This is a genomic window from Altererythrobacter aquiaggeris (genome assembly GCF_037154015.1).
Taxonomy (GTDB): Bacteria; Pseudomonadota; Alphaproteobacteria; order Sphingomonadales; family Sphingomonadaceae; genus Aestuarierythrobacter; species Aestuarierythrobacter aquiaggeris.
The window spans coordinates 879,176-904,586 of the sequence record NZ_JBANRL010000001.1; the positions used below are offsets into that span (position 1 = coordinate 879,176).

Sequence of the window (25,411 nt, forward strand, 5' to 3'; positions counted from 1 at the left end):
ATCTGCACCGGACAGCGTTGAAGCGGCTACTTTTCCAAAGCCTCGCCAATCGCCTGTTCCACAGCATCATGCAACCCATCAAGGTCCGCCTGCCCCGTGCAATATGGGGGCATCACATAAATGGTATTCCCTAGCGGGCGGAGCAGCACGTCCTGCCGAGCCAGAGATGCCTTGAGCCTTGACCCGACCTGCGAGAGATAGCCGGCGTCCACCCCGCTTTCCACATCGACGGCGATCACGGTACCGATTTGCCGTGCGCCGGTGACGCCCGGCAGGCTTGCCAGACGTGTTAGCCCTGCGGACTGCCGTGCGGCAAGTGTGTCGATTCGCCCTGCAACGGGTTCATCCCGCCAGATCTGCAGATTGGCGTTGGCGGCTGCGCAGGCAATCGGATTGGCGGTGTAACTGGACGAGTGGAAAAACTGCTTTGCCGGATCTTTCGAGAAATGCGCGTCAAATATTCGCGGCGTGGCCATTGTCACAGCCAGCGGGATCGCGCCGCCGGTCAGCCCTTTTGACAGACACATTATATCAGGCACCACATTCGCTTGCTCGCAGGCGAACAGGGTGCCGGTTCTGCCCCATCCGGTCATCACCTCATCCGCGATCAGCAACACGTCGGCGGCGCGGCAAATTTCCGCGAGCGAGGCCAGAACCGCGGGCGAGTATATCAGCATTCCGCCCGCGCCCAGCAGCAGTGGTTCGACGATCAGCGCAGCCACATCTCCGCCGGCGCATTCGGCTTCGAGTGCATCAATTGCCAGCTGCTCCTGACCGGCAGCGGGAAACGGGATGGTGGCGACATCGAACAGCAATTGTTCGTAAGCGCGGTTGAACACGCCGCGTTCACCGACCGACATCGTGCCGATCGTATCGCCGTGATAGGAATGTTGCATCACTGCGATGCGGCGGCGTTTTTCGCCGCGATTGACCCAGTGGCCCAGCGCCATTTTCAGTGCCACTTCGACCGCGGTTGATCCGCTATCGGAAAAAAACGCGTAATGGAGCGGGTCGGGTACCAGCGCGGCGAGGCTCGCCGCCAGCTGTTCGGCTGGTTCGTGCGTCCATCCGGCAAAGATAATCTGGTCGAGTTTTTCCGTCTGTCTGGCGATGGCAGCCATGATCCGGGGATTGCAGTGCCCGTGCGTTGTCACCCACCAGCTCGAAATTCCGTCGATTATCCGGCGTCCGTCCGCGGTAAAAATTGCGCTGCCTTCGGCGTGGGTGACCATCGGAATGGGCGCTTCGAGACCGTGCTGCGTGAACGGATGCCAGACAGACGAGAGGTTGCTCACAAGCGAACGCCTTCGGCAAAGGCCGCGTGGAGAGCCTCCGGTGTCAGCGGATCAAGCATCGGCAGCCGGCCAAGATTGCGCACTCTGCCGATCCGCGGAATCGTCTGTTCGGCCACCGGTTCGGCATCGCCGATAAATACGACGCCGTGAACCGGCACCGCGCGCGCCCGCAACGCTTCCAGCGAGAGCAGCGTGTGATTGATCGTGCCCAGTTGGGTGCGCGCGGCAAGGATTAGCGGTAGCCCCCAGATCGCGAATATATCCGCGTATAACAAGTTATCGGTAAGCGGCACGAGCACGCCGCCCGCGCCTTCCACGACCAGCGGGCTATTCCCGGCGGGAAGACCAAGGGCGCTGGCAGAAAGAGTCACACCGTCGATCCGCGCGGCTTCATGCGGCGAGCACGGCGTATTCAGCCGGAATATTTCGGGCAGAATGCTGACGCCGGGACCTGCCAGACGCTTGACCGCAGCACAATCACCGCCATCGTCCAGGCCGGCCTGCACCGGCTTCCAGTATCGCGCGCCCAGATGATGGGCCAACGCCGCCGCAAAAACGGTTTTGCCGATGCCTGTATCGGTGCCGGTTACGACGTAGCGAGACATCGAACGTCCTCTCCATCCCATATTCCGGCAAGTGCGGCACCCAGCGCCCTGATGTTATCTTCTGATGCATTGAGTGTCAGCGAAATCCTCAAACGCGAGGTTCCGTGCGGCACCGTGGGAGGACGTATGCCGCGAACATCGAATCCGGCCTGCCGAAGCTGCCGGGCAATATCCATTGTGCGGCGCTCGTCTCCCAGAACAATCGGGATGATCTGAGATCCTGTTGCGCGTCCCAGAGCAGTCTGCGCCACGGCAATGCGGCTGCGCAGTTGCGCGCGCGGTCCATCATCCTCGATCAATCTCAGCGCCTCCCGCACGCAAGCGGCCATAAGCGGGGATGGGGCGGTTGAAAAAATGAACCCGCGCGCGCGATTGATCAGGAAATCCGTCATCGCAAGCGGTCCGCAAACCAGTGCACCGTCGCAGCCGAGAGCTTTGCCGCAAGTGCGCAACGTGACGACATTCGGCGCGCCTTCGAGATGTGCCGCCAGCCCGCGGCCTGCGGGCCCGAACAAGCCCGTTGTATGCGCTTCGTCGAGCAGCAATATTGCCTCATATCGATCTGCAATCTCTGCCAGATCGTCCAGCGGGGCCTGATCGCCGTCCATGCTGTAAAGTGTCTCGGCCGCGATCCACACCTGCCCCGTACCGCCGTTGGCGCGCCAGTTTTTTATGGCATGTTCGAAAGCTGCAGGATCATTGTGCTGCGCGGCGATAAATTCCGCTCTGCCCAGCTGCATGCCGTCATGCGCGCTGGCATGGATCAGCGCATCATGCACCACCAGATCGCCGCGTTGCGGCAGGGCGGCCAGCAATGCGCCATTGGCGGAAAATCCATTGGCAAAATACAGCGCGCTTTCGCTGCCGAAATGGGCTGCCGCTTCAGCCTCCAACGCCTCGTGTTCGGGATGATTACCCCGCAGCAGCCGCGAACCGCCTGACCCGACGGGCACGCCGCGCTCGATTGCCGTTTTCGCCGCTGCCGCCAATTGGCCTGATGAAGCAAGGCCAAGGTAATCGTTCGATGCAAAGTCGATCCCGTCGCGCGCTGCAAGTGTGCGGCGGCGGCCAAGTTTGTCCAGTTGCAGCAAATCGGCGGTATGCGCGGCGAACGGCCCGGCGGCAGGGTCCGCAAACAAGAAGGAATTGGAACTCACGGATTCTTCCCTAGCGCGCTGTGCGTTCCGCCGCTAGCTCTCCAGACCACTGACAATCGGCACATCTGATTGGCATAGGCCTGGCTGGATTGACGCTGGTGTAGAGGGCCCGTCAATCGCTGGACTACTGACAAAGGATAGCCATTTGCAACTCGGCGTTTGCTATTACCCCGAACACTGGCCCGAAGAACGCTGGGCGATCGACGCGGCGCGGATGGCGGCGATCGGCCTCGCGCGTGTGCGGATCGGGGAATTCGCGTGGAGCCGCATCGAACCCGAACCGGGCCGTTTTGAATGGGAATGGCTGGACCGGGCCATCAACACGCTTGGTAATGCCGGTCTCGGGATTATCCTGGGTACGCCAACGGCAACGCCGCCGAAATGGCTGGTAGATTCGATGCCGGACATGGTCGCGGTGGATGCGCAGGGGCGCCCGCGCAAGTTCGGCTCGCGGCGGCATTACTGTTTTTCGCACCGGCCCTACCGCGATGAATGTGCGCGTATCGTGCAGGCTTTGGCAGCGCGCTATGGCGCAAACCCTGCGGTGGTGGCCTGGCAGACCGACAATGAATATGGCTGTCACGATACGACGATCAGTTATTCTGCCGCCGCGCAGATCGGCTTCCGCAGATGGCTTGCTGCAAAATACACTGACATCGGCGCACTCAACACCGCGTGGGGCAATGTGTTCTGGAGCATGGAGTATCGCAGCTTCGCCGAGATTGACCTGCCCAATTTGACCGTGACCGAACCCAACCCAGCGCAGGTGCTTGATTTCCGCCGCTTCGCTTCGGACGAAGTGGTCGGCTTCAATCGTCTGCAGGCGGAGATATTGCGAAAACATTCGCCCGGGCGCGACATCGTGCATAATTTCATGGGGTTATACACCGAATTTGATCATCATGCTGTGATGGCTGATCTCGATGTGGCGAGCTGGGACAGCTATCCGCTCGGCTTCCTGGAACGTAGCTGGATGAGCGAGGCGGACAAGATACGTTACGCTCGGCAAGGCCATCCGGATATTTCGGCATTTCACCACGATCTCTATCGCGGCTGCGGAACCGGGGATGGCAAGAATGGCCGCTGGTGGGTGATGGAACAGCAGCCCGGCCCGGTTAACTGGGCACCATACAATCCCGCGCCGCTGCCCGGCATGGTGCGGTTCTGGACGCTGGAGGCGATGGCGCACGGGGCGGAACTGGTGAGCTATTTCCGCTGGAGGCAGGCACCTTTCGCGCAAGAGCAGATGCACAGCGGATTACTCCGGCCTGACGGGTCGGGGGATGCGGCCCTTTACGAAGCCGAACAGGTCGCCCGCGAGATTGCGGTATTGGAGTTTTCGGGCGCCGCGCCGCGCCGCGTGGCATTGATATACAGCTATGAAGGGCAGTGGCTGCTGGAAACACAGCCGCAAGGCCAAAGCTTTGTCACGCTGGAACTGATGTTCGCCTATTATACTGCTCTGCGGCGGCTGGGGCTTGATGTCGATATCGTTTCCCCGCACGTGCCGCTCGACGGTTATCCGATGGTGGTGGCGCCCAGCCTGCCGATTGTACGCGCTGATCTGGCCGCCCGTCTGGCGGCGCTCGATTGCCCATTGCTGCTTGGACCGCGCAGCGGCAGTAAAACAGAACATTTTGCGTTTCCCGAAGACCTGCCGCCAGGACCGCTTCAGCAGTTGGTCCCGGTCAAAGTGATGCGGGCTGAAAGCCTGCGGCGCGGCCTCGAAGTTCCTTCCGGCGAGGGAGCGATTTCACGGTGGCTGGAGCAGATCGATTGTGAGGACGAGCCGGAGATTGCACCCGTGTTGTTCCGCCGCGCTAATTGCCGCTATCTTGGCGGCTGGGCTGATCACGCCTTGCTTAGCCAGATTCTCGGGATGATGGCAGCAGAAGCGGGCCTGCAGGCGTACAATTTGCCGCCTGATATCAGACTGCGCAGCCATGGCGATCTGCGGTATGCTTTTAACCACGGTCCAGAGGCGCTTTCGCTGGCAGATGTTCTGCCCGCGGGACGGCGTGATTACGTGCTTGGCGGTGATGACCTGCCGCCGGCGGGTGTCGCAGTCTGGCGCGAGTAACGCGGCCGCGCTATACCAATCCAGGAAAATCGCATGTGCCGGTTCAAGGCATCACGCATCTTTCAGGCGGCCGGAGGACGCACCGGAAAGAAGTGGTGCCCGAGGGCGGATTCGAACCACCGACACCACGATTTTCAATCGTGTGCTCTACCAACTGAGCTACTCGGGCTAACCGTTATCGCGATGCCCGATCAGGCGGTCACGAATGGTTGGAATGCGGGCCTATGGCGAAGCCTCGCGCCTATGGCAAGGGTGAATCAGGCGTCGCGGTCCAAATCATCGTCCGGCACAATCTCGTGCGGCGCGGCAGGCCGCCCCGGCACGGCATAACCGTCACCAAACCACTTGGCCAGATCACGGTCGCGGCAGCGCTGCGAACAGAACGGGCTATGTTCCCGGGTCCGGACCTTTTTACAGATCGGACAGGATTTACGGTCGGTGGTCATACAGGGACGTTTTGCGCGAAGGCTGCATCGACTGCAAGCCCGGGGTCGGTTTCGAGCCGAATTTCGCGTCCTGTCCGGCGGGCCAGATCATCCAGCCACTCGCTCTGCAATTTTGCGCGCACCGCGGGGTGCATGGTCAGCAGCAATGCGCCCGGATCGGCAATTTCCTCCGCGCGTCTTAGCAGCAGCCGCACGGTCGCATCCGCGCGGTGATGGCCAATTATGTGCAGCAGCGAAGGGCGCGTCATTCGGCTGACGATCTGGACAAAGCCGAAGCCGTTCATGGCCGTCCGTTCGTGTTCATGGCGTGCTAGCGCGGCAGCCAGCACATCGTCGATCAGCTTGCGGTCGCTGCGGCTTTCAATGGTCGGGAAATCGATCCCGATCGAGCCGGACAAATCGAACTTGCCGATGGCTGCGGCGATGGCCGGTACGGCAGCCAGAGCGAGCGGACCGGCTGCCATCTGGCCATCGACATCTATCAGCGTCATGGCGGGCGTGGCGGAGCAATGGATGGAACCGCCCGGAAAGGCGATTGTCCCGTCACAGGCTTCGGTCCAGATTTCCTCCCAATCTGAGCCGGAAAACTTGTGCACGACAGTGACCGATTCTGCCGCATCGCGTAATTGTTCGGTAAGGCCCGGGGCAGGGCGAGTGTCAGCCCCGGTCGGGCGAGCTTGCGCCAGCTTGACGCGGCTGCGTTCTGCAATCGCAGCGCGCGTAATCACCAGTCTGACATGCGAACCTTCCTGCGCATTGGCAGGCAACCGATCGACAAGCGCTTGCTCGCCGCTGGCAAATTCCGCCCGGCCGCGCGTCGTATCACGGGGTTTGGAGACCAGCACGGCGTCTTCGATCTGCCCTGCGGTCAGCGATCCGGGCCAGTATATCCGCGCAGCGACCGGAATGCCTTTATCCATCAGCAATGCCCGGTCTTCGGCAACACCATGTTCTACCAGCCACTCAGCCAATTTTGAAACCTGCCGAACCCAGCAGCAGCCGCGTTTCGTACAACGGCATCCCCATCACGCCGGAATGGCTACCGCGGATCCATTCGATCAGGCTTTCCGCAGATCCCTGAATGGCATAACCGCCAGCTTTTCCGCGCCATTCGCCGCCAGCAAGATAACCGGCAAGCTCTTCAGCGGAGAAACGCTTGAAACGGACCGCCGTCTCGCTCAGCTTGGCGCGCAATGTGCCGTCGGGATAGCGCAGCACGACAGCTGACAACACCCGGTGGCGGCGGCCCGAAAGCAGCCGCAGGCATTTGCGCGCTGTGGCCTCGTCTTCGGCTTTGGGCAATATTCTGCGGCCTGCAGCAACCACTGTATCACCGGCCAGCACAAAGGCATGATCGTCTGCGGCCGCAGTTGCTTTTTCGCGGGCCATACGGACCGCGTAATTGGCTGGACGTTCGCCGGGCTGCGGCGTTTCGTCTATGTCGGCCGATGTTACGCGCGCGGGCACGACCCCAAGGCGCGAAAGCAATTCGCGCCGTCTGGGGCTCGCCGACGCAAGGATTAGAGAGGGCAACCTACCCCCGGCCATTTATTGCGGGCCCGGGCCGCCCCGGCCAGGCATGAAACGATAGGTAATGCGCGCCTTGGTCAGATCATACGGTGTCAGTTCGCACAACACCTCGTCACCGACGAGCACACGAATGCGGTTCTTGCGCATCTTGCCGGCAGTATGGCCGAGCACTTCGTGACCGTTTTCCAGTTCGACCCGGAACATGGCATTGGGAAGTAGTTCCAACACCTTACCGCGCATTTCCAGAAGTTCTTCTTTGGCCATAAGGCTCAGCGTCCAATTTCGATAATGTTCATTGCCGCGCGCCATAGCTGCGCGATACGCAAAAGGAAAGCGTTTGCGCAGGAGGCGGCCGCGTCGCCAGCGGAACCGGAGGTGCGACAATTGGTTACATTGCAGTGCTTGTATCGCGCATCGGCCAAGGCCATCTGTCGCTGCGGGGACAGAATATTTTTTCGCAAGGGATTTCAATGCGCCTTTCAGTTTTACTGACGACGGCGGCTGTTGCCGCTCTGTTTCCAAATCCCTTGCTGGCCCAGAACGCGCAGGATGATGACAACGAAATCGTCGTCGTGGCGGAACGTTACCGCGGTCAGCTGGATGTTCCGCAGGCACCCATCGTGCAGCTGGAAGAAGCCGACATTGCCGCCTATGGCGCCAGCTCGATCGAGGAACTGGTCCAGGCGCTGGCGCCCGAGACGGGGTCCGCCCGCGGACGCGGCGGCGGCGGTCAACCGGTTTTCCTGATCAATGGTATCAGGATCGGCAGTTTCCGCGAATTCAGCTCCTATCCTCCCGAGGCGATCAAGCGGTTGGAAGTCTTGCCCGAAGAAACCGCCCAGCTATTCGGATTTCCGCCCGACCGAAGGGTGGTGAATTTTATCCTCAAGGACGATTATTCGGCGATCACCGCTGCCGTAGAACTGGAACAGCCGGATCGCGGCGGTTATTCCTACAACGAACAGGAACTGACGCTTCTAAAAATTGCCGGCGGGGGCCGGCTCAACCTTGATATTCAGGCCAACGATACGTCGCTGCTGACCGAACGCGAGCGCGGCGTCATCCAGAACCCTTCCAGCATACCTGATATTGCGGGTGATCCCGACCCGGCTGGATTCCGCAGCCTGGTTTCCGATAGCCGCGAGCTTGAAGCCACGGCAAACTGGGCTAAGGCCATTATCGATTCCGGATCGTCGATCAGCCTCAACGCGACGGCCAATCGAACCGACACGCGCGGCCTGTTCGGGCTTGACACTGTCTTGCTGTCCGATCCAGCGGGCAACAGCGCATTGCGGACATTGAACAAGGATGATCCGCTCGAACGCCGAAGCCGAACCGAAACCTATTCCAGTGCGGCCACTTACACGGCGCCGTTGGGAGATTTTCGTCTCACTGCGACTGCCGATGCGTCTCTTACCGACACGAATTCGGAAATCGATCAGCGTGCCGGCACGGCCGATCTGCTCGCTGCAGCAGCAGCGGGAACGCTGGCAATTGATAGTGCGCTTCCTGAGCTCACAGATGGCGGATTTGCCATCGCAGATGCCAGAACATACACCGCCGAAACGAAAGTGACCGCGCGCGGTGCGCCCGTCATTTTGCCCGCGGGAGAGCTTTCGACAACATTCGATCTTGGTTATAAATGGAACCGGATCGAAAGCAGCGACACGCGATCGGCGCTTGATACGCAATTGACCCGCGGAAGGATAAACGGCGGTGTCAACGTGGTCGTGCCGATCGCCAGCCGCCGCGAAAACGCCTGGGCCGGAATCGGCGACCTGTCGCTCAATTTGCAGGCCGGGATCGATCGGCTTTCGGATTTCGGAACGCTCTATGACTGGAGCGCAGGACTGACCTGGAAGCCATTTGAAAATCTCGATTTGCAAGCGACATATGTGAATGCCGAAGCGGCGCCCAGTCTGACGCAGCTTGGCGCAGCGACGGTGACGACCTTCAATGTGCCCGTGTTCGATTTTATCAACGGGGATACCGTGCTGGCATCGGTCACGAGCGGCGGCAATCAGGCTTTGGTGGAAGAATCGCAATCCGACTGGAAATTCTCGGCCAATTGGGAATTGCCCTTCATCAAGGATACCCGCTTCCAGGTGGACTATATCCGCAACCGCTCCGATGATGTGTCAGTTTCGTTTCCGTTGCTGACACCCGAAATTGAAGCAGCGTTTCCGGGCCGCGTTACGCGCGATGCCGGTGGAAATCTGGTTGCGATCGATCAGCGGCCGATCACTTTCTCGCAAACGCTGAATGACCGCATTTCGTTTGGCCTTTCAAGCCGCGGCCAATTTGGCAAGACGCCAGATCGGCAGGCCGGGCGGCAGGCCGGGCGCCCGGGTGGACGTCCGGGTGGACGCGGGGGCGAAGGCGCTGGTGAGGGTGCGCGCGGCGGTGCTGGCCGTCCAGGCGGCGGCGGTAATCCCATGGCCATGTTTGGCGGCGGCGGCGATTCGCGCGGGCGCTATTTCGTCAGCCTGAACCACCAGATTGAATTGAAGAACAAGGTCGTGGTCGCGCCCGGCGGCCCGGTACTGGACCTGCTCGGCGGCGACGCGCTTAGCGGAAACGGCAGTCCGCGGCACAGCACAACGCTGGAAGGCGGGATGTTCAAAAGCGGATACGGACTGCGCCTGTCCGGTCGCTATTCGGGCAGTAGCCGTGTCGATGGCAGCGGATTGCCTGGCAGCACGGATCTGCAATTCGGCGATGTCGCGACTATCGACATTCGGATGTTTGCTGATCTGGGCCGCGCTTTCGACAAGGATAGCGGCCCGCTCAAAGGTCTGCGGCTGGCGGTAAAGGTCGATAACGTGTTCGATGCCCGGCGCAGGGTAACCGATGAAAACGGCGACGTTCCGCTAAGCTACCAGCCGTTTCTGATCGATCCGGTCGGGCGCTATATCGGGATCGACATCCGCAAGCTGTTCTAACCGTTCAGTGCAGCAGCGTGCGCGGGAACAGCAGGCTGGACAGGCCGCGCGGTGCAAAAGGTGACCATTTACCCTCGGCCTGCGCCAAGCGGTCTGCCACGGCGACCATGACAGACGGGTTTACTCCAAGGCCGCAGTGGCTGGCGTAAACCTGAATGTTTTCCGTATCCGGATTGTTTTGCGCATCCGGGCGCTGAACCGAGCCGCGCCATCCGACTACGCCGTCGCTTTTCGTCAGGATCGAGGTGGTGGGGACCGGCGGGGCCTGATGCAGACCCTCGAATTGGCCGTCGCGCATCGGTTCAGGCTTCTCGCCATTGAGAAATTCGAACAACCTGCGTGCATTGGTGTGGTTCCGGTCGTCTGAAATCGGGCTGCCGAGCGAAATAACCTGGCGGACCTTTTCCGGTGCCAGTTTGGCCAGTTCGCGCGCGAATACGCCTCCAAGGCTCCAGCCGACAATCGAGATTTTCCCTCCGGTGTTGTCGGACAATTCCTCGACGCAGCCCATCATGGCTTCGATTCGCGCATTATCGACGCGCACATTACGGCCGAGTTTCCAGCCGGCAACGTCATAGCCAAGATCGGTCAGCAGCGAGCGCATCGGACGGGTCGATCCGTCAGAAGCCATAAAGCCCGGCAGAACCAGCACCCCGTGGCCATCACCCTTCGGCAGCATACCCATCGCAGGGCGCAGCGCATAAAACGCCGCCATTTCGGTGAGGGCGCGGCCCGGTTCGGCCAGCGCGAGCAGGCGACTGGGCGGCCGCGCGGGGCGGGCCATGGTAGCGGTTGAAGCGGTCATTTCTTGGGCCCGTTTGTGGTTGTTGTGGTGGTTGATGTTGTCTTGGCCGGCGGCTTGCGCCTTGGCGTGGCAGTCGTTCGCTTTGTAGCGGGCTTTCTAGCCGCTTTTGCGGAAGGTTTACGCTTGGCCGGCGGTTTTTTTCCGGCGGGCGGTTTGGGCTTTACGTCACGTGTGGTGGCCCCATGCTGAACGGCTCTTTTTGCCGCATCGCGCAATTCCTCGAAGCTTTCCTCGATGCAATCAGCGTAAAATTCCGGATCGGGCAGCAATTTGCGGCACGCGGTGAAGGCAATCGTCGCCTCGTCCACATAACTTTGGACGACATGGCCGAGGCCAAGCCCGTCAGTCAGGCACAACAGCCCCATCATGCTTTCCAGCCGCGCCCCGGTCGAATAAATCGGAACCGGCGGACCCGGCACATTGGTCACGACCGTTGTGAAGGGCGGACCCATCCGGTTGGCCAGTCCCAGACTGGTGTACAGCCGCGCGCCCAGCGACATGTAAAGTGCCGGGCTGACCTTGCTCATTTCAGTCATGTTGCGCGCGCCGACAGCTTCGGTCATTGCCTTGCTGTTCCTGGTCCGCGAGTGGACGTATTCAAGCCGTTCGAGCGGATCGGCAATATGCGTCCCCAATTGCACGACCATTGCGGCAACCTGATTGCCCATATCGCCCTTCTCTTCTTCGGAGCGGACCGAAATCGGGGCCATCGCGGTGAGTGTCTTATCGGGCAGGTCGTGCTTGGCTGCGAGATATTTCCGCATCGAGCCGCCGATAATGGCAAGGAACACGTCATTCACTTTGGCACCGGGCACGGCGTGACGGATGGCCTTTATATCGGCGAGCGCGACGCTGCGCCCTTCGACAACGCGGGCGGCGGAAATCACCTTGTTGAACCGTGTTCGCGGCGCGATCATTTCGCGGCTGACACTGAATTCCTTGGCTGCCAGACCTTTGATCGCCTTGGCCAGCCCGGGGGCTGCCTTTGCCGCGACCTCCAGCTGCTTCATCGGATTGGTCACAGCGTTCAAGTAACTTTTGCCAAGCAGTTCGGGGCCGGTCGGAATGCGTTCCGGCTTCCAGTTATCGGGTTCGCCGGGCGGCGGGGTGTCGGGATCAAGCGTATGCAGGACCTCCATCAGATCCACGCCGCTTTTTCCGTCGATGGCCGAATGGTGGACCTTGGTCACCATCGCATAGCTTCCCGGTGCAACGCCCGGAATATTATCCAACCCTTCGATTGCGGTAAATTCCCACGGCGGGCGGGTAAGGTCTAGCGGGCGGGCAAAAATCCTTGCAGCCTGAATGCACAACTGCCGCCAGTCGCCAGGTTTGGGCAAGGCCAGATGGCGGACGTGATATTCGAGATCGAAATCGGGATCTTCGATCCAATAAGGGTAGTCGAGATCGAAAGGCACCTTGACCAGGCGCTGGCGCATGGTCTTGGACATTTGCATCCGGCCTTCGAAGAAACCCAGAATATCCTTGAAGCGAACAAACCCGCCCGGCGCCGTTTCAGGATTATAAATCAGGATGGACCCGATATGCATCGGCGAGTTGCGCGTTTCGAGCGCAACAAACGATGCATCCATACCCTGTAATTGACGCAATATTTCTCTCCTGCGGCTCCGGTTATTACCGGTAGCGTGATCGAAACCTAACAGAAGCGGGTTTTGCGTCAACTAAGGGGTGTTCAATCGGCGCATAGAGTGCCTATTTTACCACCATGGCTCGCACTCCCGCAGGAACACCCACCACGCCCGCAGGGGCGGAGCGTTTTCACGAGGATCGGGCCAGCTATACCGTGCGCGGAAGCGGCCAGCCCGATCTGGAAGCGGGGGTCGCCGCTATCCGCGAGGTTGTCCAGACGCTGCGGCCCAAGCCGGGCGTTTACCGGATGCTCGATACACGCGGCGATGTGCTGTATGTGGGTAAGGCGCGGGCGCTGAAAAACCGCGTCGCCAATTATCTGCAGATCGCCAATCTGACCAACCGGTTGCAGCGGATGGTCAGCCAGACACGCGGCATGGAAATCATCACAACCAATTCGGAGGCCGAGGCGCTGCTGCTCGAAGCGCAGCTTATCAAGCGTTACCGCCCGCCTTACAATGTCTTGCTGCGCGACGATAAAAGTTTTCCGTTTATCCTGCTGCGCGCCGATCACGGTTTTCCCCGCATCATGAAGCACCGCGGTGCGCGGCGCGCAAAGGGCAATTATTATGGCCCGTTTGCCAGTGCCGGCAGCGTTAACACGACGATTAACGCGCTACAAAAGCTGTTTCTTCTAAGGTCTTGTACCGACAGCTTTTTCAGCCGGCGTGACAGACCGTGCCTGTTGTATCAGATCAAGCGCTGTTCGGCGCCGTGCGTTGGCCGCATCGACGAGGCCGGTTACGGCGAACTGGTGCAGGAGGCGAAGGATTTTCTTGGCGGGAAATCGTCGGCCGTGCAGACCAAAATCGAAGCGCAAATGGCCAAGGCTGCCGAAGATCTCGACTTCGAAAGCGCAGCGATGCTGCGTGACCGGCTGCGCGCAGCGACTTTCATCCAGGGCTCGCAAGCGATCAATGCGGAAGCAATGGGCGATGCGGATGTTTTCGCCATGCATTCCAAAGGCGGGCAGATTGCCATCCAGGCGTTTTTCATTCGCGGCGGGCAGAACTGGGGCCACCGGGCATTTTTCCCACGCAATGTTGCTGGCATGGAGGAGGGCGATGTGATGAGCGCCTTCCTCGCGCAGTTTTACGAAGAGGTGCCGCCAGCCCGGCACATTCTGGTCGATCGTAACCTGGCGGAAAGGGCGCTACTGCAAGAAGCGTTCGGCGAAGTCGCGCAGCACAGGGTCGAAATCTCCGTCCCCCAGCGCGGCGATCGGCGGCGGCTGATGGAACAGGCGCAGCGCAACGCGGTCGAATCGCTGGACCGGCGGCTGGCCGAAACCGGCACCAGGGCCAGAACGCTGCGCGAAATGGCCGAATTTCTTGATCTGGCGGAAACCCCGCAGCGCATCGAAGTTTATGACAACAGTCACATTCAGGGGGCCAAGGCAGTCGGCGGGATGATCGTTGCCGGGCCGGAGGGTTTTATCAAAGGCCAATATCGTAAATTCAATATCAAGGAGGCGCAATCGAACGACGATTTCGGGATGATGCGTGAAGTGATGCAGCGCCGATTCAGCCGGGCGATGCGCGAAGATCCCGACCGCGAAAGCGGCACCTGGCCCGATCTGGTGCTGATCGACGGCGGGAAGGGGCATATGAGCGCAGTGAAAGACACGCTGGAAGAACTGGGCATAGAGGATGTCCCGTTGATCGCCATTGCCAAGGGTCCGCATCATGGCCGGGAGGGGCGCGAAGTGTTCCATTTCCCCGATGGCCGTGAAAAAACCCTGCCCACCAATTCGCCCGTGTTGTTCCAGCTGCAGCTGCTGCGTGACGAAGTGCACCGCTATGCAATCGGGGCGCACAGGGCAAAACGCAGCCGCGCGATCACTGCTTCGCCGTTGGACGAAATTCCGGGCATCGGTCCGGCCAGAAAGCGCGCCTTGCTGCTGCATTTCGGTACTGCCGGGAAAGTTCGCGCAGCGTCACTGGAAGATCTGCAACGGGCGCCCGGTGTCAGCGCCGCGGTCGCGCAGACGATTTACGATTACTACCATACTGGCGGGTAAATCCGCCAAAAATCGGCAAATTTTGATCGACATCAAAGGTTCCGGAGCCCGAACGGGGTATTCTCCAGTCTGACCGCCGAGATACCATCGGCATCCTATCGAGGAGACACCCCATGCGATCAATTCTTGTCAATGCCTACGACGACAGCGGGCTCGATGCCCGGTTGCAGGTTTCCGCCGATCTTGTGCGCGCTTTTGAAGGCCATCTCACCTGTCTGAATGCAACCCCCTACGAAATGTCGCCGCCAGGCGATCCCTACGGCGCAGCCTTTGCAGTGATGATCCCGGTAATGCGTGAAGCAGCCGAGCAACTGGAGAAAAGGGTGGTGGCGCATCTCGAAAAGGAAGACATTGCGTGGGATTTTGTCAGTCAGGCGGGGACGGCGGAGGACCGATTGCTTGCCCACTCCGCAATCAACGATCTGGTGGTGGCGGGATCGCGGGAGCCGGTTGCCGGCGGTAAGGCGCCTTCAAGGACTGTCAGCGCGCTTGTTGTCAAAGCGCGCACGCCGGTCCTGATCGTACCCGATGATGCCAGATCGTTCGACACAGCTGCCCCTGCGGTGGTTGCATGGAATGGATCGACCGAAGCGTGTAACGCGCTGCGGGCCGCATTGCCGCTGCTGAAAAAGGCCGGTTCGGTGTTTTTGATCTGCGCCAATGAACCGGCCAAGAAGCGCGAATATGATTTTCCGTCACTTGCGGGCGCAAACTACCTCTCTCGCCACGGCATTGCGAGCGAGATTGTGGAACTGCCTAGTGGTAAACCGGAAATCGCCGACCAGATTCTCAAGGCTGCGAACGCGCGTGATGCCGGACTGATCGTGATGGGGGCCTATGGCCACCGCCGACTGACGGAAACCATCCTTGGCGGCGTGACGAGACGGATGCTGTCCAACGTCACCGTCCCGCTTTTGCTGGCTCACTAGTCAATCGGCAGATGCGCGCTTGACCCGCCTGACCATGCCTTCCTGCGCGACACTGGCGATCAGCCGCCCATCGACGCTGTAAATGCTGCCGCGATTGAACCCGCGGCCATGCCCGGTCCATGGGCTATCGCTTTGATAAAGCATCCACTCGTCAGCCCGGAACGGTTCGTGAAACCAGATCGTGTGATCCAGACTGGCGCCGACGATTTCGTCGCGCGCCCAGCTCAGCCCGTGCGGCAGCATGGATGTGCCGAGCAATTGCATATCGCTGGCATAGGCCAGAACCGCGCGGTGGATGCGCGGATCGTCGGGCAAGGCTGCGGCGGCGCGGATCCAGCTATGCGAAACGGGCGGGGCGGGCTGATCGTTATTCCAGTGGCGCCCTTCGACGGCGAGGGTTTCGATCGGGCGCGGCCGCAGGAACCATGCTGCCTTGTCCTCGGGTAGTTTACTCGCCATTTCGGCGCGCGTTTCGGCCTCGTCCGGCAGATCACCCGGCATCGGGACGTCGGGCAATTGCCCGGCCTGGTGATGCAAACCGTCTTCAGGGCGTTGGAAACTGGCCGTTACATTCAGGATTGGCCGCCCTGCCTGGCTGGCGACAACGCGGCGATTGGAAAAGCTGCCGCCATCAAACTGGCGATCGATCTGGTAATCGACTTCGAACCCCTCGCTACCGCCGCGCAGGAAATAGGCGTGGAGCGAATGGGCGGCGCGGTCCGGCGCCACGGTTTTTTCTGCGGCCATCAATGCCTGCGCGATAACCTGGCCGCCGAAAACACGGCCAACCCCGTCCTTCTTCTTGCGACCGCGAAACAGATCCTCACCGGTTTGCTCCACGTCGAGCAAGCGGATAAGCGATGCGACAAGTTTTTCTGGTGAAGGTTGGGTTTCCATCGGCAATCTTTGCGGGGCAGTTGCAACCGCGTCAATCGGTCACAGACGGTATCCCGCACGTCTGAGCGTTCTTGCGGCGATTGATTTCACCCGGTTTGAAGCTGGCCACCGTCCTGGCGGCCTTGGCGCCAGTCCGAATTTTCGCAAAGCGTGGTTGAAAGCCCGTGAATCTGCTTCGGCATAGCTCCATTTGCTGCGCCAGGTGATCGACAGCGAGATCGACGTGGCGGGGCCATTGCGAACGAAATGCGGGGCCATAACGGGCACGTATAGCGCATCGCCCGGTCCGAGCGGAAACTCCCGCCCGCCAGCGATGAAATCGTCGCTCCAGGCCAGTTCGCGCGCGCCGCCGGTGTGATAGGTCTCGTGCGCCGTATCGGCTGCAAATTGAGTATTGCCAGCAGTGAATTGGGTCATGACCTTATGCCCTGCCAGCTGCAGCAGAATGTTATGTTCCGGATCGAAATGATAGGGTGTGACCGCGTTTGGCGAAGAAACGAAGATAAAACCCTGGGTCAGCAGCATCGGGCCGGTCTTCGCTTCGATTTCCGGTCGGATTTCGCCGAGCAGGCTGGTCAGCAGGGCGGAATAAGCCGGGTCCTGTTCGATGTTCTTGAGCACAGCCCAGCTGTTCGTGCCGTCGGCACCGCGGATAGTGTCGCCAATCGAGAGGCCTGTAGCAGCCGGTTTTTCGCCGACACCGATCGGGCAGTCGCCGCGGTTATATTCGGCACAATGCGCCGGAAGCGTTTCGCCCAATCGCGCAATGGCATCCAGGGTGAGCAAATCATGGCGTGACAGATCGTGACGCAATGTATGCGGCGTTTCGGGATATCTGGCAGCAAAGACCTGCCGCGCAGATGGCGAGAACACGGCGTTGGCAGCATTGCTGGCAAACCTGACGGTAACGTTCATCGGATTGATCCCGGATTGGCGATACCTGCCGCGATGTTGCGGGTTTCACGGCGCAGCAATTGCCCGAAAACAGAACGTCGCAATTTTCCGCCGATCGCCACATTGATACAGCCAACCCCGCGCCTTTCGCGCCAGATATGGTCGATCATCGGGTGATCCGCAGCGGCACAACTGTCGCACCATGCCAGCCCTTTGCGATCAAGCAGGTCGAGATTTTCGCATTGCAGCAACACGCCGGGCGAAAACCGCGAATATGTCTCGTCGAATGCGGTCTTGTAAGCAAACGAGCCTTCGCGGCAGATGAAGGTGGCCAGCATGGCAATCGGCTTACCGCCGAGTGTTATGGACAGCCGGTCCAGAATTCCGCGTTCTGCCGCACCGGCAAGCGCCTGTTTGAATAATGTCCGAGTGCCGGCATCGTGAGAAAGCGCAGAACCCGCTGTACCCTTCCAACCGGCAGATTCCAGCGCGAGAAAGGCAGCGGTCCATTCGCCGATGCCATCGGACCCTTCCGACCGGACTATGGCCATGTTGCCCAGTTCGCCCAGACGCTTTTTCTGGCGGCGCAACTCCTTGCGTTTTTTTCCGCTCAGCGCCGCTTCGAGATATTGCGCCGGTGAAAGGCGCGAGCATAATTTTGCCCGCTCCTGATGCTTGACCACTCCGGCTGTTCGGCCCTGTTTTGTGGTTACGGCGTGCAAGGCATCGTACAGCGGGCCATCCAGCGGTAGGCTGGCAAAATGCAAAAACAGGCTGGTGCCGCAATTACGGTCGGCCCAATCGAACAGGCTCTCGTAAAACTGCTGTTCCGATCCGGCGAGAACCAGCGGCGCACCGAGAAAACTGTTGGGATGTACCCAGCCGGCCATATTGGGGATCGGATGACCGTAATAGCGCGGAGCGCGCATGACGGGCAATATTCCGGCCAGCCGCCCGGCGGCATAGACCGCGAAAATACTGATTTCTTTACCATCGGCCAGTTCCGCCATCGAAGGCAGCAGATACCAGCTTTCGTAAAACGGATTTGGTTCGCTGGCACGCCGGGCAAGCGCGTCCCACTGGGCCACGAATTGCGGCCTGGCGGCGCTTGCATACGAAACCAGCCGGGCCCCGTCAGCGCAGGCAGGTGCATCCGCCACTCCGGGCAGTGCTGCGCCTTGCCTGAGGTTAAGCGATAAACCCACCGCACCATTAACCTTTATCATCTGCGGCAATCTGCGCCGCGTATCGGCTCTAGCGTGAATAGGCGAAGGAAGATTTAACGCCGATAATGGTGCGAAATATATTCCGGTAAGGCCATGCAGCAATCAGACAAAGAAAAACCCCGCCCGGATCGCTCCGGACGGGGTTTCCTGATTGGTTGGTCGGGAAATCAGCCGGCGGCCAGCGCCGCCAACAACAAGAGAGCCACGATGTTCGTGATTTTGATCATCGGGTTTACCGCTGGTCCGGCCGTGTCCTTGTAAGGATCGCCAACCGTATCGCCGGTTACCGCAGCCTTGTGCGCTTCCGAACCCTTGCCGCCGTGATTGCCGTCTTCGATGTATTTCTTGGCGTTGTCCCAGGCGCCGCCGCCGGCGGTCATGGAAAGTGCCACGAAGATACCCGAAACGATCACGCCGAGCAGCAACGCGCCAAGCGCTGCAAACCCGTTTGCCTGGCCCGCAACCGCAGTAATCGCAAAGTAAACGACGATCGGGGCCAGAACCGGCAACATCGACGGAACGATCATTTCCTTGATCGCCGCTTTGGTCACCAGATCGACGGTGCGGGCATAGTTGGGACGGCTGGTGCCGGCCATGATACCCGGATCAGCCGCGAACTGTGCGCGAACGTCTTTCACCACATCGCCCGCAGCGCGGCCGACAGCGGTCATGCCCATCGCACCAAACAGATACGGGAGCAGCGCGCCAAGCAGCAGGCCGACGATCACGTAGGGGTTTTCAAGGCTGAAGCTGACTTCAAGGTTGGGGAAGAATTCCTTGAGGTCGGCGGTGTAGGCCGAGAACAGCACCAGAGCGGCAAGACCTGCCGAACCGATGGCATAACCCTTGGTAACGGCTTTGGTGGTGTTGCCGACCGCGTCGAGCGCATCGGTTTTCTCGCGGACGCTTTCGTCCAGATCGGCCATTTCGGCGATGCCGCCAGCGTTATCGGTCACAGGACCGTATGCGTCGAGCGCCACGACCATACCCGCCAGGGCCAGCATCGATGTTGCCGCAAAAGCGATGCCCATCAGGCCTGCAAGCTGATACGTCACGATGATGCCGACAACGATAACCAGCGTTGGCAAGGCAGTCGATTCAAGGCTGATCGCCAGACCCTGAATGACGTTGGTGCCGTGGCCCGTTTCCGAAGATTTCGCGATCGAGCGGACCGGGCGATATTGTGTTCCGGTATAATATTCGGTGATCCAGATGATCAGGCCGGTAACAACCAGACCCACCATCATCGCCCAGAACAGGCTCATGCCGGTGAATGTCTGATCGCCGACCGTATAGGACTGACCCATGCCGATCGCATAATCGGTTGCCCAGTAAATCGCCGGGATCGACAGAACGGCAGTGGTGATAAACCCCTTGTACAAGGCGCCCATTATGTTGTTCGATTTGCCGAGGCGAACCATGTACGTCCCGATGATCGAGGTGACGATGCAAACACCGCCAACCAGCAGCGGCAGGCTCATCAATGCGGTCAGTTCCGCACTGGCGAGACCGGTAAAGAGCAGCGCGGTCAGAACCATGGTCGCACCGACCGTGACGACATAGGTTTCGAAAAGATCGGCAGCCATGCCGGCACAGTCACCGACGTTGTCACCAACATTATCGGCGATGGTCGCCGGATTGCGTGGATCGTCTTCGGGGATTCCCGCTTCGACCTTGCCCACCAGATCGGCGCCAACGTCGGCAGCCTTGGTAAAGATACCGCCGCCAAGTCGGGCAAAGATCGAAATCAGCGAAGCACCAAATGCAAGGCCGACCAGAGCATCGATCACTTCACGCTTGTCGCCAAGCACCGTGAGGTCGAGGCCCATCGGGCCGGTCAGCACATAGAAGAATACGGAGATCGCGAGCAGCGCAAGGCCGGCGACCAGCATTCCGGTAACCGCACCTGCGCGGAACGCCACGGTGAGGCCTTCCTGCAAGCTGGTCTGGGCGGCGGCTGCCGTGCGGACGTTGGCCCGCACCGAAATGTTCATCCCGATAAATCCGGCAATTCCCGAAAGCACCGCGCCAATTACAAAGCCGATGGCTGAAATCGGGCCGAGCGCGAGAAACACGATGATCGCGACAACTACGCCGACGATTGAAATCGCGGTATATTGACGTTTCAGATAGGCTTGCGCGCCTTCCTGGATAGCGCCAGCGATAGACTGCATTTTTTCATTGCCGGCAGATGCGCCGAGCACTTGGCGGCTGGTGATGAAACCGTACAATACGGCAACAAGACCAAGCACAATTGCGATGATTACGAGGTTCACAAGAAGCCCCCTCCCTGGGTACAAATAGCGAAAAGGCCCTCGAACTGGGGCCAGACAACCGCGTGGCTATAAGGCAGGACAGGGCGCGCGCAAGCCCCCACGGGGCCAGTTTTGCCCAATGTTGATGCCTCGCGCCGTTCGCAGAGGCGATATCCGGCATTGCGATGAAACATGGTATATATTAGGTTAACCCCATGGAAAACGCTGTAAGGAAGCTTTTCGCGATAATGCCCTTCCTGTTCGGGATCGGGTTTATCGCGCCTTTGACTGCCCGGATTCTGGTAACATTTGACGCAGCGGCGCCCTTTGGCATCAGCCCGATCATGTTCGGGCTGGTATTTGGCGGCACATGGGGTTTGATCGCCAATATTCGCGGACGGTGGCTGTAAATGGACGCTGATCCCGCGCTTCGCCGTCATCCGGGCGAATCCGACGATGCATTCGTCATGCCGCTGGAAAATGAGCCGGCAATCGCACTGACCGGATCCGGCACGCTGGACCGGCATACCCGGGTGGATCTGCTGAAGCAGGAACGCGCCATCGCCAGGACTTTCCACGGCGGGCCGATGTGGATGTATCCTGCCGCAGCATTCGCGGGCTATTTCGCGTGGCTCGCGCTGTTTCCGCTGACGATGTTTTACGATTTCAACCTGTTTGCGGCGCTGGTTATCGCCAGCGTGCTGGCGACGGGCGGATATGTTACCAGCCACGAAGCGATGCATTCAAACATTGCCCGCAAGGGCGACAAATTGCGCTGGCTGAACGAATGGACGGGGAAGGTTTCGACCATTCCGATCGTATTCCCGTTTTCGATGGCCCGATTGATGCATCTGGAGCATCATTATCACACCAATGATCCGATGAAAGATCCGGATTATACCGACGAAGCGCCGAACGCGGTGATGGCCTGGTACAAAACCTGGTACAACCGTCAGCCGGGCGTCGATGGTTCGATCCATCACTACAAGCGTATTCTGGCCGACATGGGCACGCCCGAAGCTGCCGAAGCGCTCAAAGACACGATGAAGCTGCAACTGGTTTTCATGGCCGTGCTGTTTGCAATGGCGTGGAGCGGTTATGCACTTGAGGCCGCGATGGTCTGGTGGTTGCCGCGTCATATCGGGCTCAGCTACATCCGGTTCTATCTCAGCTGGGCGCCGCATCATCCGCGCGAGGGCAAGACGGGGCGGTATGAGCAGTCGCATATTTTCAAAAGCCGGCTGGGTCATGTGATGTCGATGGGAATGCAGACGCATTTCGTGCATCATCTATATCCGGGCATTCCGAACCACAAAACGCTGGACGCGTACCATGCGCTGAAACCGGTGCTTAAACAGCGCGGCGTGGATTGTTCGGCGCTTTAGAAGTGCCGGTAACCCAGATTATCGGTTTCGGTAAGCGGCTGACCATCCAGCGTAATCGGCGCACCCGAAGGTTCAACAACATAGCCGATTTTGCGCGCACCGACAGCAGGCAGGTCCGCGCCGTCCGCAGTGAATAGCAGCGCATAATCATCGCCCCACCGCAGCGCTTCCTTTCGGCGGTTGACGGGGCAGCCGAGCAACACGCGTTCGCTGTTGATTTCCAGCGTCACCTCGCTTGCCGCCGCCATCCGCGCTGCATCGAGCAAAAGCCCGTCCGACACATCCATCATTGCACTGACATGGGGGGCAAGTGCTTGCCCTTCACCCAGCAAGGCCCGGGGGCGGCGGTAAGCCAGACTGCCCTCCGCAGACCCCGCGCGCAAAGCTTCCAGCCCGATCATCGCCGCGCCGACAGTGCCCACCATATAAAGTCCTTGCCCGGGCTTCGCGCCGCCGCGCGATGGTACGGGGCAGTGCACAGCGCGTCCGATAGCGGTCATTCCGAAGCTGCGCTGGGCGATGCCCGAAACCGTATCGCCGCCCAGCAGCGCGCAGCCGTAATGTTCCAGTGCTTCGGAAAGTCCGGCAACAAACCTGTCATCATCGCGGCCAAGCATATGGCCCAGCATGGCGCCCATCGGCACCGCGCCCTTGGCGGCAAGGTCGCTCATGTTCGTGGCGACAAGTTTCCATGCGACATCGCCCATGTCCGCTTCGGGCAGAAAATGAACGCCTTCGACCAGCACATCGTGCGTTATGACCAGCGTTTCCCCGCCTGTTTCGAGGACTGCAGCATCATCATCGAGCCCGCGTGCCGCGGGATGCACAGCGAGGCTGCGCAGCGCCTCGATAAAGGCGGTTTCCGCGCTCAGCGCACCGCCTTGCCGATAGCGTCGAGAATTCCGTTCACGAATTTTGCTTCCCGTTCATCGAAAAACGCGTGTGCGACATCGACATATTCGCTGATGACGGAGCGTTTGGGCACATCAGGCCGGGCTATCAGCTCATAAGTTCCCGTCCGCAAAATTTGCAGCATGGTCTTGTCGAGCCGCTTGATCGTCCAGCCATCCGCCAGCCGTTCGGCAAGCAGCGTATCAATCTCGTCCTGACGGCGCACAGTTCCCTGAACCAGATCATCGAAAAATTCGGTTTCCGCCTCGGCATATTGATCGTCTTCGATCTCCGCGCCGAGCCTGTGCATATGGAATTCGTCCAGCAGTTTGGCGAGGGCGGTGCCTTCCATATGCCACTGGTATAATGCCTGGACTGCAGCAAGCCGCGCTGCAGAGCGGGCCTGTGATCTGGGGGGTGTCTGGTTCATTTAAGCCGCAATTCTATGGATTTGGCGTGGGCAGGAAGGCCTTCGGCATGAGCAAGTCGCGCCGCGGCGGGGCCAATTCGCGCAAGGCTGGCGGCGTCACATTTGATAAAGCTGGTGCGTTTCATGAAGTCCAGAACCGACAGGCCCGAGGCAAAACGCGCACGGCGTCCCGTCGGCAAGACATGATTGGGGCCGGCAACATAATCGCCAACCGCTTCGGGGGTCATACGGCCAAGAAATATGCTGCCCGCATGGCGTATTTGTTCTGCCAGCGCTTCGGGTTCGTCGGTCGCGATCTCGACGTGTTCCGCAGCGAGCATATTGGCGAGGCGCGGTGCCTCCGCCGCCAGATCGCCGACCACGATCAGCACGCCATGATCATCCCAGCTGTTCCGAGCGACCTTGCGGGTGGCAAGCATGGAGCATTGCACATCGATCCGGTCTTCGACCTGGAGGGCGAAATCCAGATCATCCGTAATCAGGATAGATTGCGCAACCGGATCGTGCTCCGCCTGGCTGAGTAAATCGGCGGCAGTCCATTCAGGATCGTTCTTGCCGTCCGCCAGCACCAGAATCTCGCTGGGACCGGCAACCATATCGATGCCCACAACGCCAAATAGCTGGCGCTTGGCCTCCGCCACCCAGGCATTTCCGGGGCCGGTGATGACATCGACAGGATTGATTGTTGCGGTGCCGTAGGCCAGCGCGCCGACGGCCTGCGCCCCGCCGATCCGCCAGATTTCATCGACCTGGGCCAGATGCGCGGCTGCCAGTACCAGCGCGTTCACTTCGCCCTTGGGTGTCGGCGTGACGACCACCAATCGCTCGACCCCCGCAACACGCGCGGGGATCGCATTCATAAGCAGCGACGACGGATAGCTGGCGCGGCCGCCCGGAACATATAGTCCGGCGGCATCGACCGGCCGCCATTTTGCACCCAGCCGGAGCCCGGTATCGTCCGTCCAGTCACGGTCCTGCGGCAATTGGTCGGCGTGATAGGCGCGGATACGCGTCGCGGCGAGCGTCAGAGCATCACGCAAATCGCCGTCCAGCGCTTCGTACGCTTCACGGCATTCATCCGCGGTGATCCGCCAGTCAGCTTGATTTACGAGCCGATGTCCGTCGAACCGCTGCGTATATTCAACCAGCGCAGCATCGCCGCGGCTGCGGACTTCGTTCAGGATCGCGGTAACGTCCGCCGACACATCGCCGCTGCTTTCGCGCCGGTCATTCACGATACGCGCAAATGCCTTCTCGAAACCGGGATCGGAAGATTTAAGCAGACGCATCAGGCGGCATCCCTGCTTTCGGCACCGGCACGGAAGGCTTCGACCAACGCACTGACGCGCGGGTCGGTCTTGAGCGCGGCGCGGTTTACGATCAGCCGCGCGCTGATGTTTATGATGGTCGCGCTTTCAGCCAATCCGTTGTCACGCATGGTCTTGCCGGTGGACACCAGATCGACAATCCGGCTGGCGAGGCCAAGACCCGGCGCCAGTTCCATCGCGCCGTTCAGCTTCACGCATTCAGCCTGAATGCCTTGCTGTTCGAAATAGCGGCGCGTCAGGTTGGGATATTTTGTCGCGACCCGCAGGTGGCTGCCATTACCGCGGTCCGCCGCACCATCAACCGGTTCTGCCACGCACAGGCGGCAATGGCCGATATCCAGATCAACCGGGCTATAAAGCTCCGAATAGTCGAATTCTTCGATCACGTCTGATCCGACAATACCGATCTGTGCAGCCCCGTGCGCCACGAATGTAGCCACATCGAACGCGCGCACGCGGATAAGCCGCAAGTCTGCGCGCGTGGTGCCGAACGACAGCGAGCGGTTGGACTTGTCGTGAAAGGCTTCCTCGGGCACGACACCGGCACGCGCCATCACGGGCAAGGCTTCGTCAAGGATGCGGCCTTTGGGAATGGCGAAGGTTAGCTGGGCAGGCTTGATACTGGACATTGCGCGCAGATAGGGTT

General features: G+C 60.2%; 23 protein-coding genes and 1 tRNA gene. 6 read left to right on the plus strand and 18 right to left on the minus strand.

All coding sequences use genetic code 11. The features are described 5' to 3' along the window. Positions 1 to 26: 26 nt before the first annotated feature. From WFP06_RS04220 to WFP06_RS04230, 3 genes are read right to left on the minus strand one after another with little or no spacing between them, the layout of a single operon-like run. Positions 27 to 1,295 carry an adenosylmethionine--8-amino-7-oxononanoate transaminase gene (locus tag WFP06_RS04220; RefSeq protein ID WP_336985994.1) on the minus strand — a complete coding sequence of 423 codons (1,269 nt, stop codon included), beginning with the start codon at positions 1,293 to 1,295 and terminating at the stop codon, positions 27 to 29. After that, a complete protein-coding gene (gene bioD, locus WFP06_RS04225) occupies positions 1,292 to 1,900 on the minus strand; it encodes a dethiobiotin synthase (RefSeq protein ID WP_336985995.1) in 609 nt (202 codons plus the stop codon). Before bioD ends, WFP06_RS04220 begins: the two co-directional genes overlap by 4 nt. Continuing rightward, entirely contained in the window at positions 1,882 to 3,057 is a 1,176-nt protein-coding gene (locus WFP06_RS04230) for an 8-amino-7-oxononanoate synthase (protein ID WP_419716213.1), read from the minus strand. The genes bioD and WFP06_RS04230 overlap by 19 nt, the downstream gene beginning before the upstream one ends. A 145-nt stretch (positions 3,058 to 3,202) precedes the next feature. On the opposite strand from WFP06_RS04230, the gene WFP06_RS04235 reads away from it, so the two are divergent. Continuing rightward, entirely contained in the window at positions 3,203 to 5,137 is a 1,935-nt protein-coding gene (locus WFP06_RS04235; protein WP_336985996.1) for a beta-galactosidase, read from the plus strand. Between the two features lie 93 nt (positions 5,138 to 5,230). Here the strand turns inward: WFP06_RS04235 and WFP06_RS04240 are convergent. The 5 genes from WFP06_RS04240 to infA form a co-directional block, all read right to left on the minus strand. Then, positions 5,231 to 5,306: transfer RNA gene (locus tag WFP06_RS04240), tRNA-Phe, on the minus strand. Between the two features lie 88 nt (positions 5,307 to 5,394). Next, the gene (locus WFP06_RS04245; protein ID WP_336985997.1) at positions 5,395 to 5,583 is read right to left on the minus strand and encodes a DNA gyrase inhibitor YacG; all 189 of its coding nucleotides are present in this window, start codon (positions 5,581 to 5,583) and stop codon (positions 5,395 to 5,397) included. Further along, a complete protein-coding gene (locus tag WFP06_RS04250) occupies positions 5,580 to 6,554 on the minus strand; it encodes an Rne/Rng family ribonuclease (protein WP_336985998.1) in 975 nt (324 codons plus the stop codon). The genes WFP06_RS04245 and WFP06_RS04250 overlap by 4 nt, the downstream gene beginning before the upstream one ends. Then, a complete protein-coding gene (locus tag WFP06_RS04255) occupies positions 6,547 to 7,131 on the minus strand; it encodes a Maf family protein (protein WP_336985999.1) in 585 nt (194 codons plus the stop codon). The genes WFP06_RS04250 and WFP06_RS04255 overlap by 8 nt, the downstream gene beginning before the upstream one ends. Beyond that, positions 7,132 to 7,377 (minus strand): translation initiation factor IF-1, encoded by a 246-nt coding sequence (gene infA / locus WFP06_RS04260; RefSeq protein ID WP_114520428.1) that lies wholly within the window; start codon positions 7,375 to 7,377, stop codon positions 7,132 to 7,134. It abuts the gene before it with no gap. A 206-nt stretch (positions 7,378 to 7,583) separates the two neighbouring features. On the opposite strand from infA, the gene WFP06_RS04265 reads away from it, so the two are divergent. Then, the gene (locus WFP06_RS04265; protein WP_336986000.1) at positions 7,584 to 10,055 is read left to right on the plus strand and encodes a TonB-dependent receptor; all 2,472 of its coding nucleotides are present in this window, start codon (positions 7,584 to 7,586) and stop codon (positions 10,053 to 10,055) included. 4 nt (positions 10,056 to 10,059) lie between these two features. Here the strand turns inward: WFP06_RS04265 and WFP06_RS04270 are convergent, their stop codons facing one another. Next, positions 10,060 to 10,860, minus strand: a complete 801-nt coding sequence (locus WFP06_RS04270) for an esterase/lipase family protein (protein ID WP_336986001.1) — start codon at positions 10,858 to 10,860, stop codon at positions 10,060 to 10,062. Further along, on the minus strand, positions 10,857 to 12,470 hold the full coding sequence (locus WFP06_RS04275) for a WS/DGAT/MGAT family O-acyltransferase (RefSeq protein ID WP_336986002.1): 1,614 nt from the start codon (positions 12,468 to 12,470) through the stop codon (positions 10,857 to 10,859). Before WFP06_RS04275 ends, WFP06_RS04270 begins: the two co-directional genes overlap by 4 nt. Before the next feature lie 116 nt (positions 12,471 to 12,586). On the opposite strand from WFP06_RS04275, the gene uvrC reads away from it, so the two are divergent. Continuing rightward, positions 12,587 to 14,530 (plus strand): excinuclease ABC subunit UvrC, encoded by a 1,944-nt coding sequence (gene uvrC / locus WFP06_RS04280; RefSeq protein WP_336986003.1) that lies wholly within the window; start codon positions 12,587 to 12,589, stop codon positions 14,528 to 14,530. A 113-nt stretch (positions 14,531 to 14,643) separates the two neighbouring features. Then, positions 14,644 to 15,459 carry a universal stress protein gene (locus tag WFP06_RS04285; RefSeq protein WP_336986004.1) on the plus strand — a complete coding sequence of 272 codons (816 nt, stop codon included), beginning with the start codon at positions 14,644 to 14,646 and terminating at the stop codon, positions 15,457 to 15,459. Here WFP06_RS04285 and WFP06_RS04290 read toward each other — a convergent pair whose 3' ends face one another. From WFP06_RS04290 to WFP06_RS04305, 4 genes are all read right to left on the minus strand, one after another. Next, entirely contained in the window at positions 15,460 to 16,356 is an 897-nt protein-coding gene (locus WFP06_RS04290) for an acyl-CoA thioesterase (RefSeq protein ID WP_336986005.1), read from the minus strand. A gap of 39 nt (positions 16,357 to 16,395) precedes the next feature. Beyond that, positions 16,396 to 17,271: a JmjC domain-containing protein gene (locus tag WFP06_RS04295; RefSeq protein WP_336986006.1), complete on the minus strand. Its 876-nt coding sequence runs from the start codon at positions 17,269 to 17,271 to the stop codon at positions 16,396 to 16,398. Continuing rightward, the gene (locus WFP06_RS04300; protein ID WP_336986007.1) at positions 17,268 to 18,476 is read right to left on the minus strand and encodes a GNAT family N-acetyltransferase; all 1,209 of its coding nucleotides are present in this window, start codon (positions 18,474 to 18,476) and stop codon (positions 17,268 to 17,270) included. The genes WFP06_RS04295 and WFP06_RS04300 overlap by 4 nt, the downstream gene beginning before the upstream one ends. A 167-nt stretch (positions 18,477 to 18,643) precedes the next feature. After that, positions 18,644 to 20,752: a sodium-translocating pyrophosphatase gene (locus tag WFP06_RS04305; RefSeq protein ID WP_336986008.1), complete on the minus strand. Its 2,109-nt coding sequence runs from the start codon at positions 20,750 to 20,752 to the stop codon at positions 18,644 to 18,646. Between the two features lie 194 nt (positions 20,753 to 20,946). Between WFP06_RS04305 and WFP06_RS04310 the strand changes: the two genes are divergently transcribed. Continuing rightward, positions 20,947 to 21,141 carry a hypothetical protein gene (locus WFP06_RS04310; protein WP_336986009.1) on the plus strand — a complete coding sequence of 65 codons (195 nt, stop codon included), beginning with the start codon at positions 20,947 to 20,949 and terminating at the stop codon, positions 21,139 to 21,141. Continuing rightward, positions 21,142 to 22,116, plus strand: coding sequence for a fatty acid desaturase (locus WFP06_RS04315; RefSeq protein WP_336986010.1), 975 nt, complete (start codon positions 21,142 to 21,144; stop codon positions 22,114 to 22,116). On the opposite strand, the gene thiL is transcribed toward WFP06_RS04315, so the two are convergent. From thiL to hisG, 4 genes are read right to left on the minus strand one after another with little or no spacing between them, the layout of a single operon-like run. Continuing rightward, positions 22,113 to 22,988 (minus strand): thiamine-phosphate kinase, encoded by an 876-nt coding sequence (thiL, locus tag WFP06_RS04320; protein WP_336987623.1) that lies wholly within the window; start codon positions 22,986 to 22,988, stop codon positions 22,113 to 22,115. The two genes, WFP06_RS04315 and thiL, sit on opposite strands and share 4 nt — an antisense overlap. Beyond that, positions 22,985 to 23,437, minus strand: coding sequence for a transcription antitermination factor NusB (gene nusB / locus WFP06_RS04325; RefSeq protein ID WP_336986011.1), 453 nt, complete (start codon positions 23,435 to 23,437; stop codon positions 22,985 to 22,987). Before nusB ends, thiL begins: the two co-directional genes overlap by 4 nt. Then, positions 23,434 to 24,726 carry a histidinol dehydrogenase gene (gene hisD, locus WFP06_RS04330; RefSeq protein ID WP_336986012.1) on the minus strand — a complete coding sequence of 431 codons (1,293 nt, stop codon included), beginning with the start codon at positions 24,724 to 24,726 and terminating at the stop codon, positions 23,434 to 23,436. The genes nusB and hisD overlap by 4 nt, the downstream gene beginning before the upstream one ends. Continuing rightward, positions 24,726 to 25,394 carry an ATP phosphoribosyltransferase gene (gene hisG / locus WFP06_RS04335; protein ID WP_336986013.1) on the minus strand — a complete coding sequence of 223 codons (669 nt, stop codon included), beginning with the start codon at positions 25,392 to 25,394 and terminating at the stop codon, positions 24,726 to 24,728. The genes hisD and hisG overlap by 1 nt, the downstream gene beginning before the upstream one ends. Between the last annotated feature and the right edge of the window lie 17 nt (positions 25,395 to 25,411).

What these genes read in the sequence shown, in the direction of transcription:
- bioD (WP_336985995.1), bottom strand. Translation starts at nt 1,900, where the DNA reads ATGTCTCGCTACGTCGTAACCGGCACCGATACAGGCATCGGCAAAACC.
- WFP06_RS04245 (WP_336985997.1), bottom strand. Translation starts at nt 5,583, where the DNA reads ATGACCACCGACCGTAAATCCTGTCCGATCTGTAAAAAGGTCCGGACC.
- WFP06_RS04255 (WP_336985999.1), bottom strand. Translation starts at nt 7,131, where the DNA reads ATGGCCGGGGGTAGGTTGCCCTCTCTAATCCTTGCGTCGGCGAGCCCC.
- infA (WP_114520428.1), bottom strand. Translation starts at nt 7,377, where the DNA reads ATGGCCAAAGAAGAACTTCTGGAAATGCGCGGTAAGGTGTTGGAACTA.
- WFP06_RS04265 (WP_336986000.1), top strand. Translation starts at nt 7,584, where the DNA reads ATGCGCCTTTCAGTTTTACTGACGACGGCGGCTGTTGCCGCTCTGTTT.
- WFP06_RS04270 (WP_336986001.1), bottom strand. Translation starts at nt 10,860, where the DNA reads ATGACCGCTTCAACCGCTACCATGGCCCGCCCCGCGCGGCCGCCCAGT.
- uvrC (WP_336986003.1), top strand. Translation starts at nt 12,587, where the DNA reads ATGGCTCGCACTCCCGCAGGAACACCCACCACGCCCGCAGGGGCGGAG.
- WFP06_RS04285 (WP_336986004.1), top strand. Translation starts at nt 14,644, where the DNA reads ATGCGATCAATTCTTGTCAATGCCTACGACGACAGCGGGCTCGATGCC.
- WFP06_RS04290 (WP_336986005.1), bottom strand. Translation starts at nt 16,356, where the DNA reads ATGGAAACCCAACCTTCACCAGAAAAACTTGTCGCATCGCTTATCCGC.
- WFP06_RS04295 (WP_336986006.1), bottom strand. Translation starts at nt 17,271, where the DNA reads ATGAACGTTACCGTCAGGTTTGCCAGCAATGCTGCCAACGCCGTGTTC.
- WFP06_RS04300 (WP_336986007.1), bottom strand. Translation starts at nt 18,476, where the DNA reads ATGATAAAGGTTAATGGTGCGGTGGGTTTATCGCTTAACCTCAGGCAA.
- WFP06_RS04310 (WP_336986009.1), top strand. Translation starts at nt 20,947, where the DNA reads ATGGAAAACGCTGTAAGGAAGCTTTTCGCGATAATGCCCTTCCTGTTC.
- WFP06_RS04315 (WP_336986010.1), top strand. Translation starts at nt 21,142, where the DNA reads ATGGACGCTGATCCCGCGCTTCGCCGTCATCCGGGCGAATCCGACGAT.
- nusB (WP_336986011.1), bottom strand. Translation starts at nt 23,437, where the DNA reads ATGAACCAGACACCCCCCAGATCACAGGCCCGCTCTGCAGCGCGGCTT.
- hisD (WP_336986012.1), bottom strand. Translation starts at nt 24,726, where the DNA reads ATGCGTCTGCTTAAATCTTCCGATCCCGGTTTCGAGAAGGCATTTGCG.
- hisG (WP_336986013.1), bottom strand. Translation starts at nt 25,394, where the DNA reads ATGTCCAGTATCAAGCCTGCCCAGCTAACCTTCGCCATTCCCAAAGGC.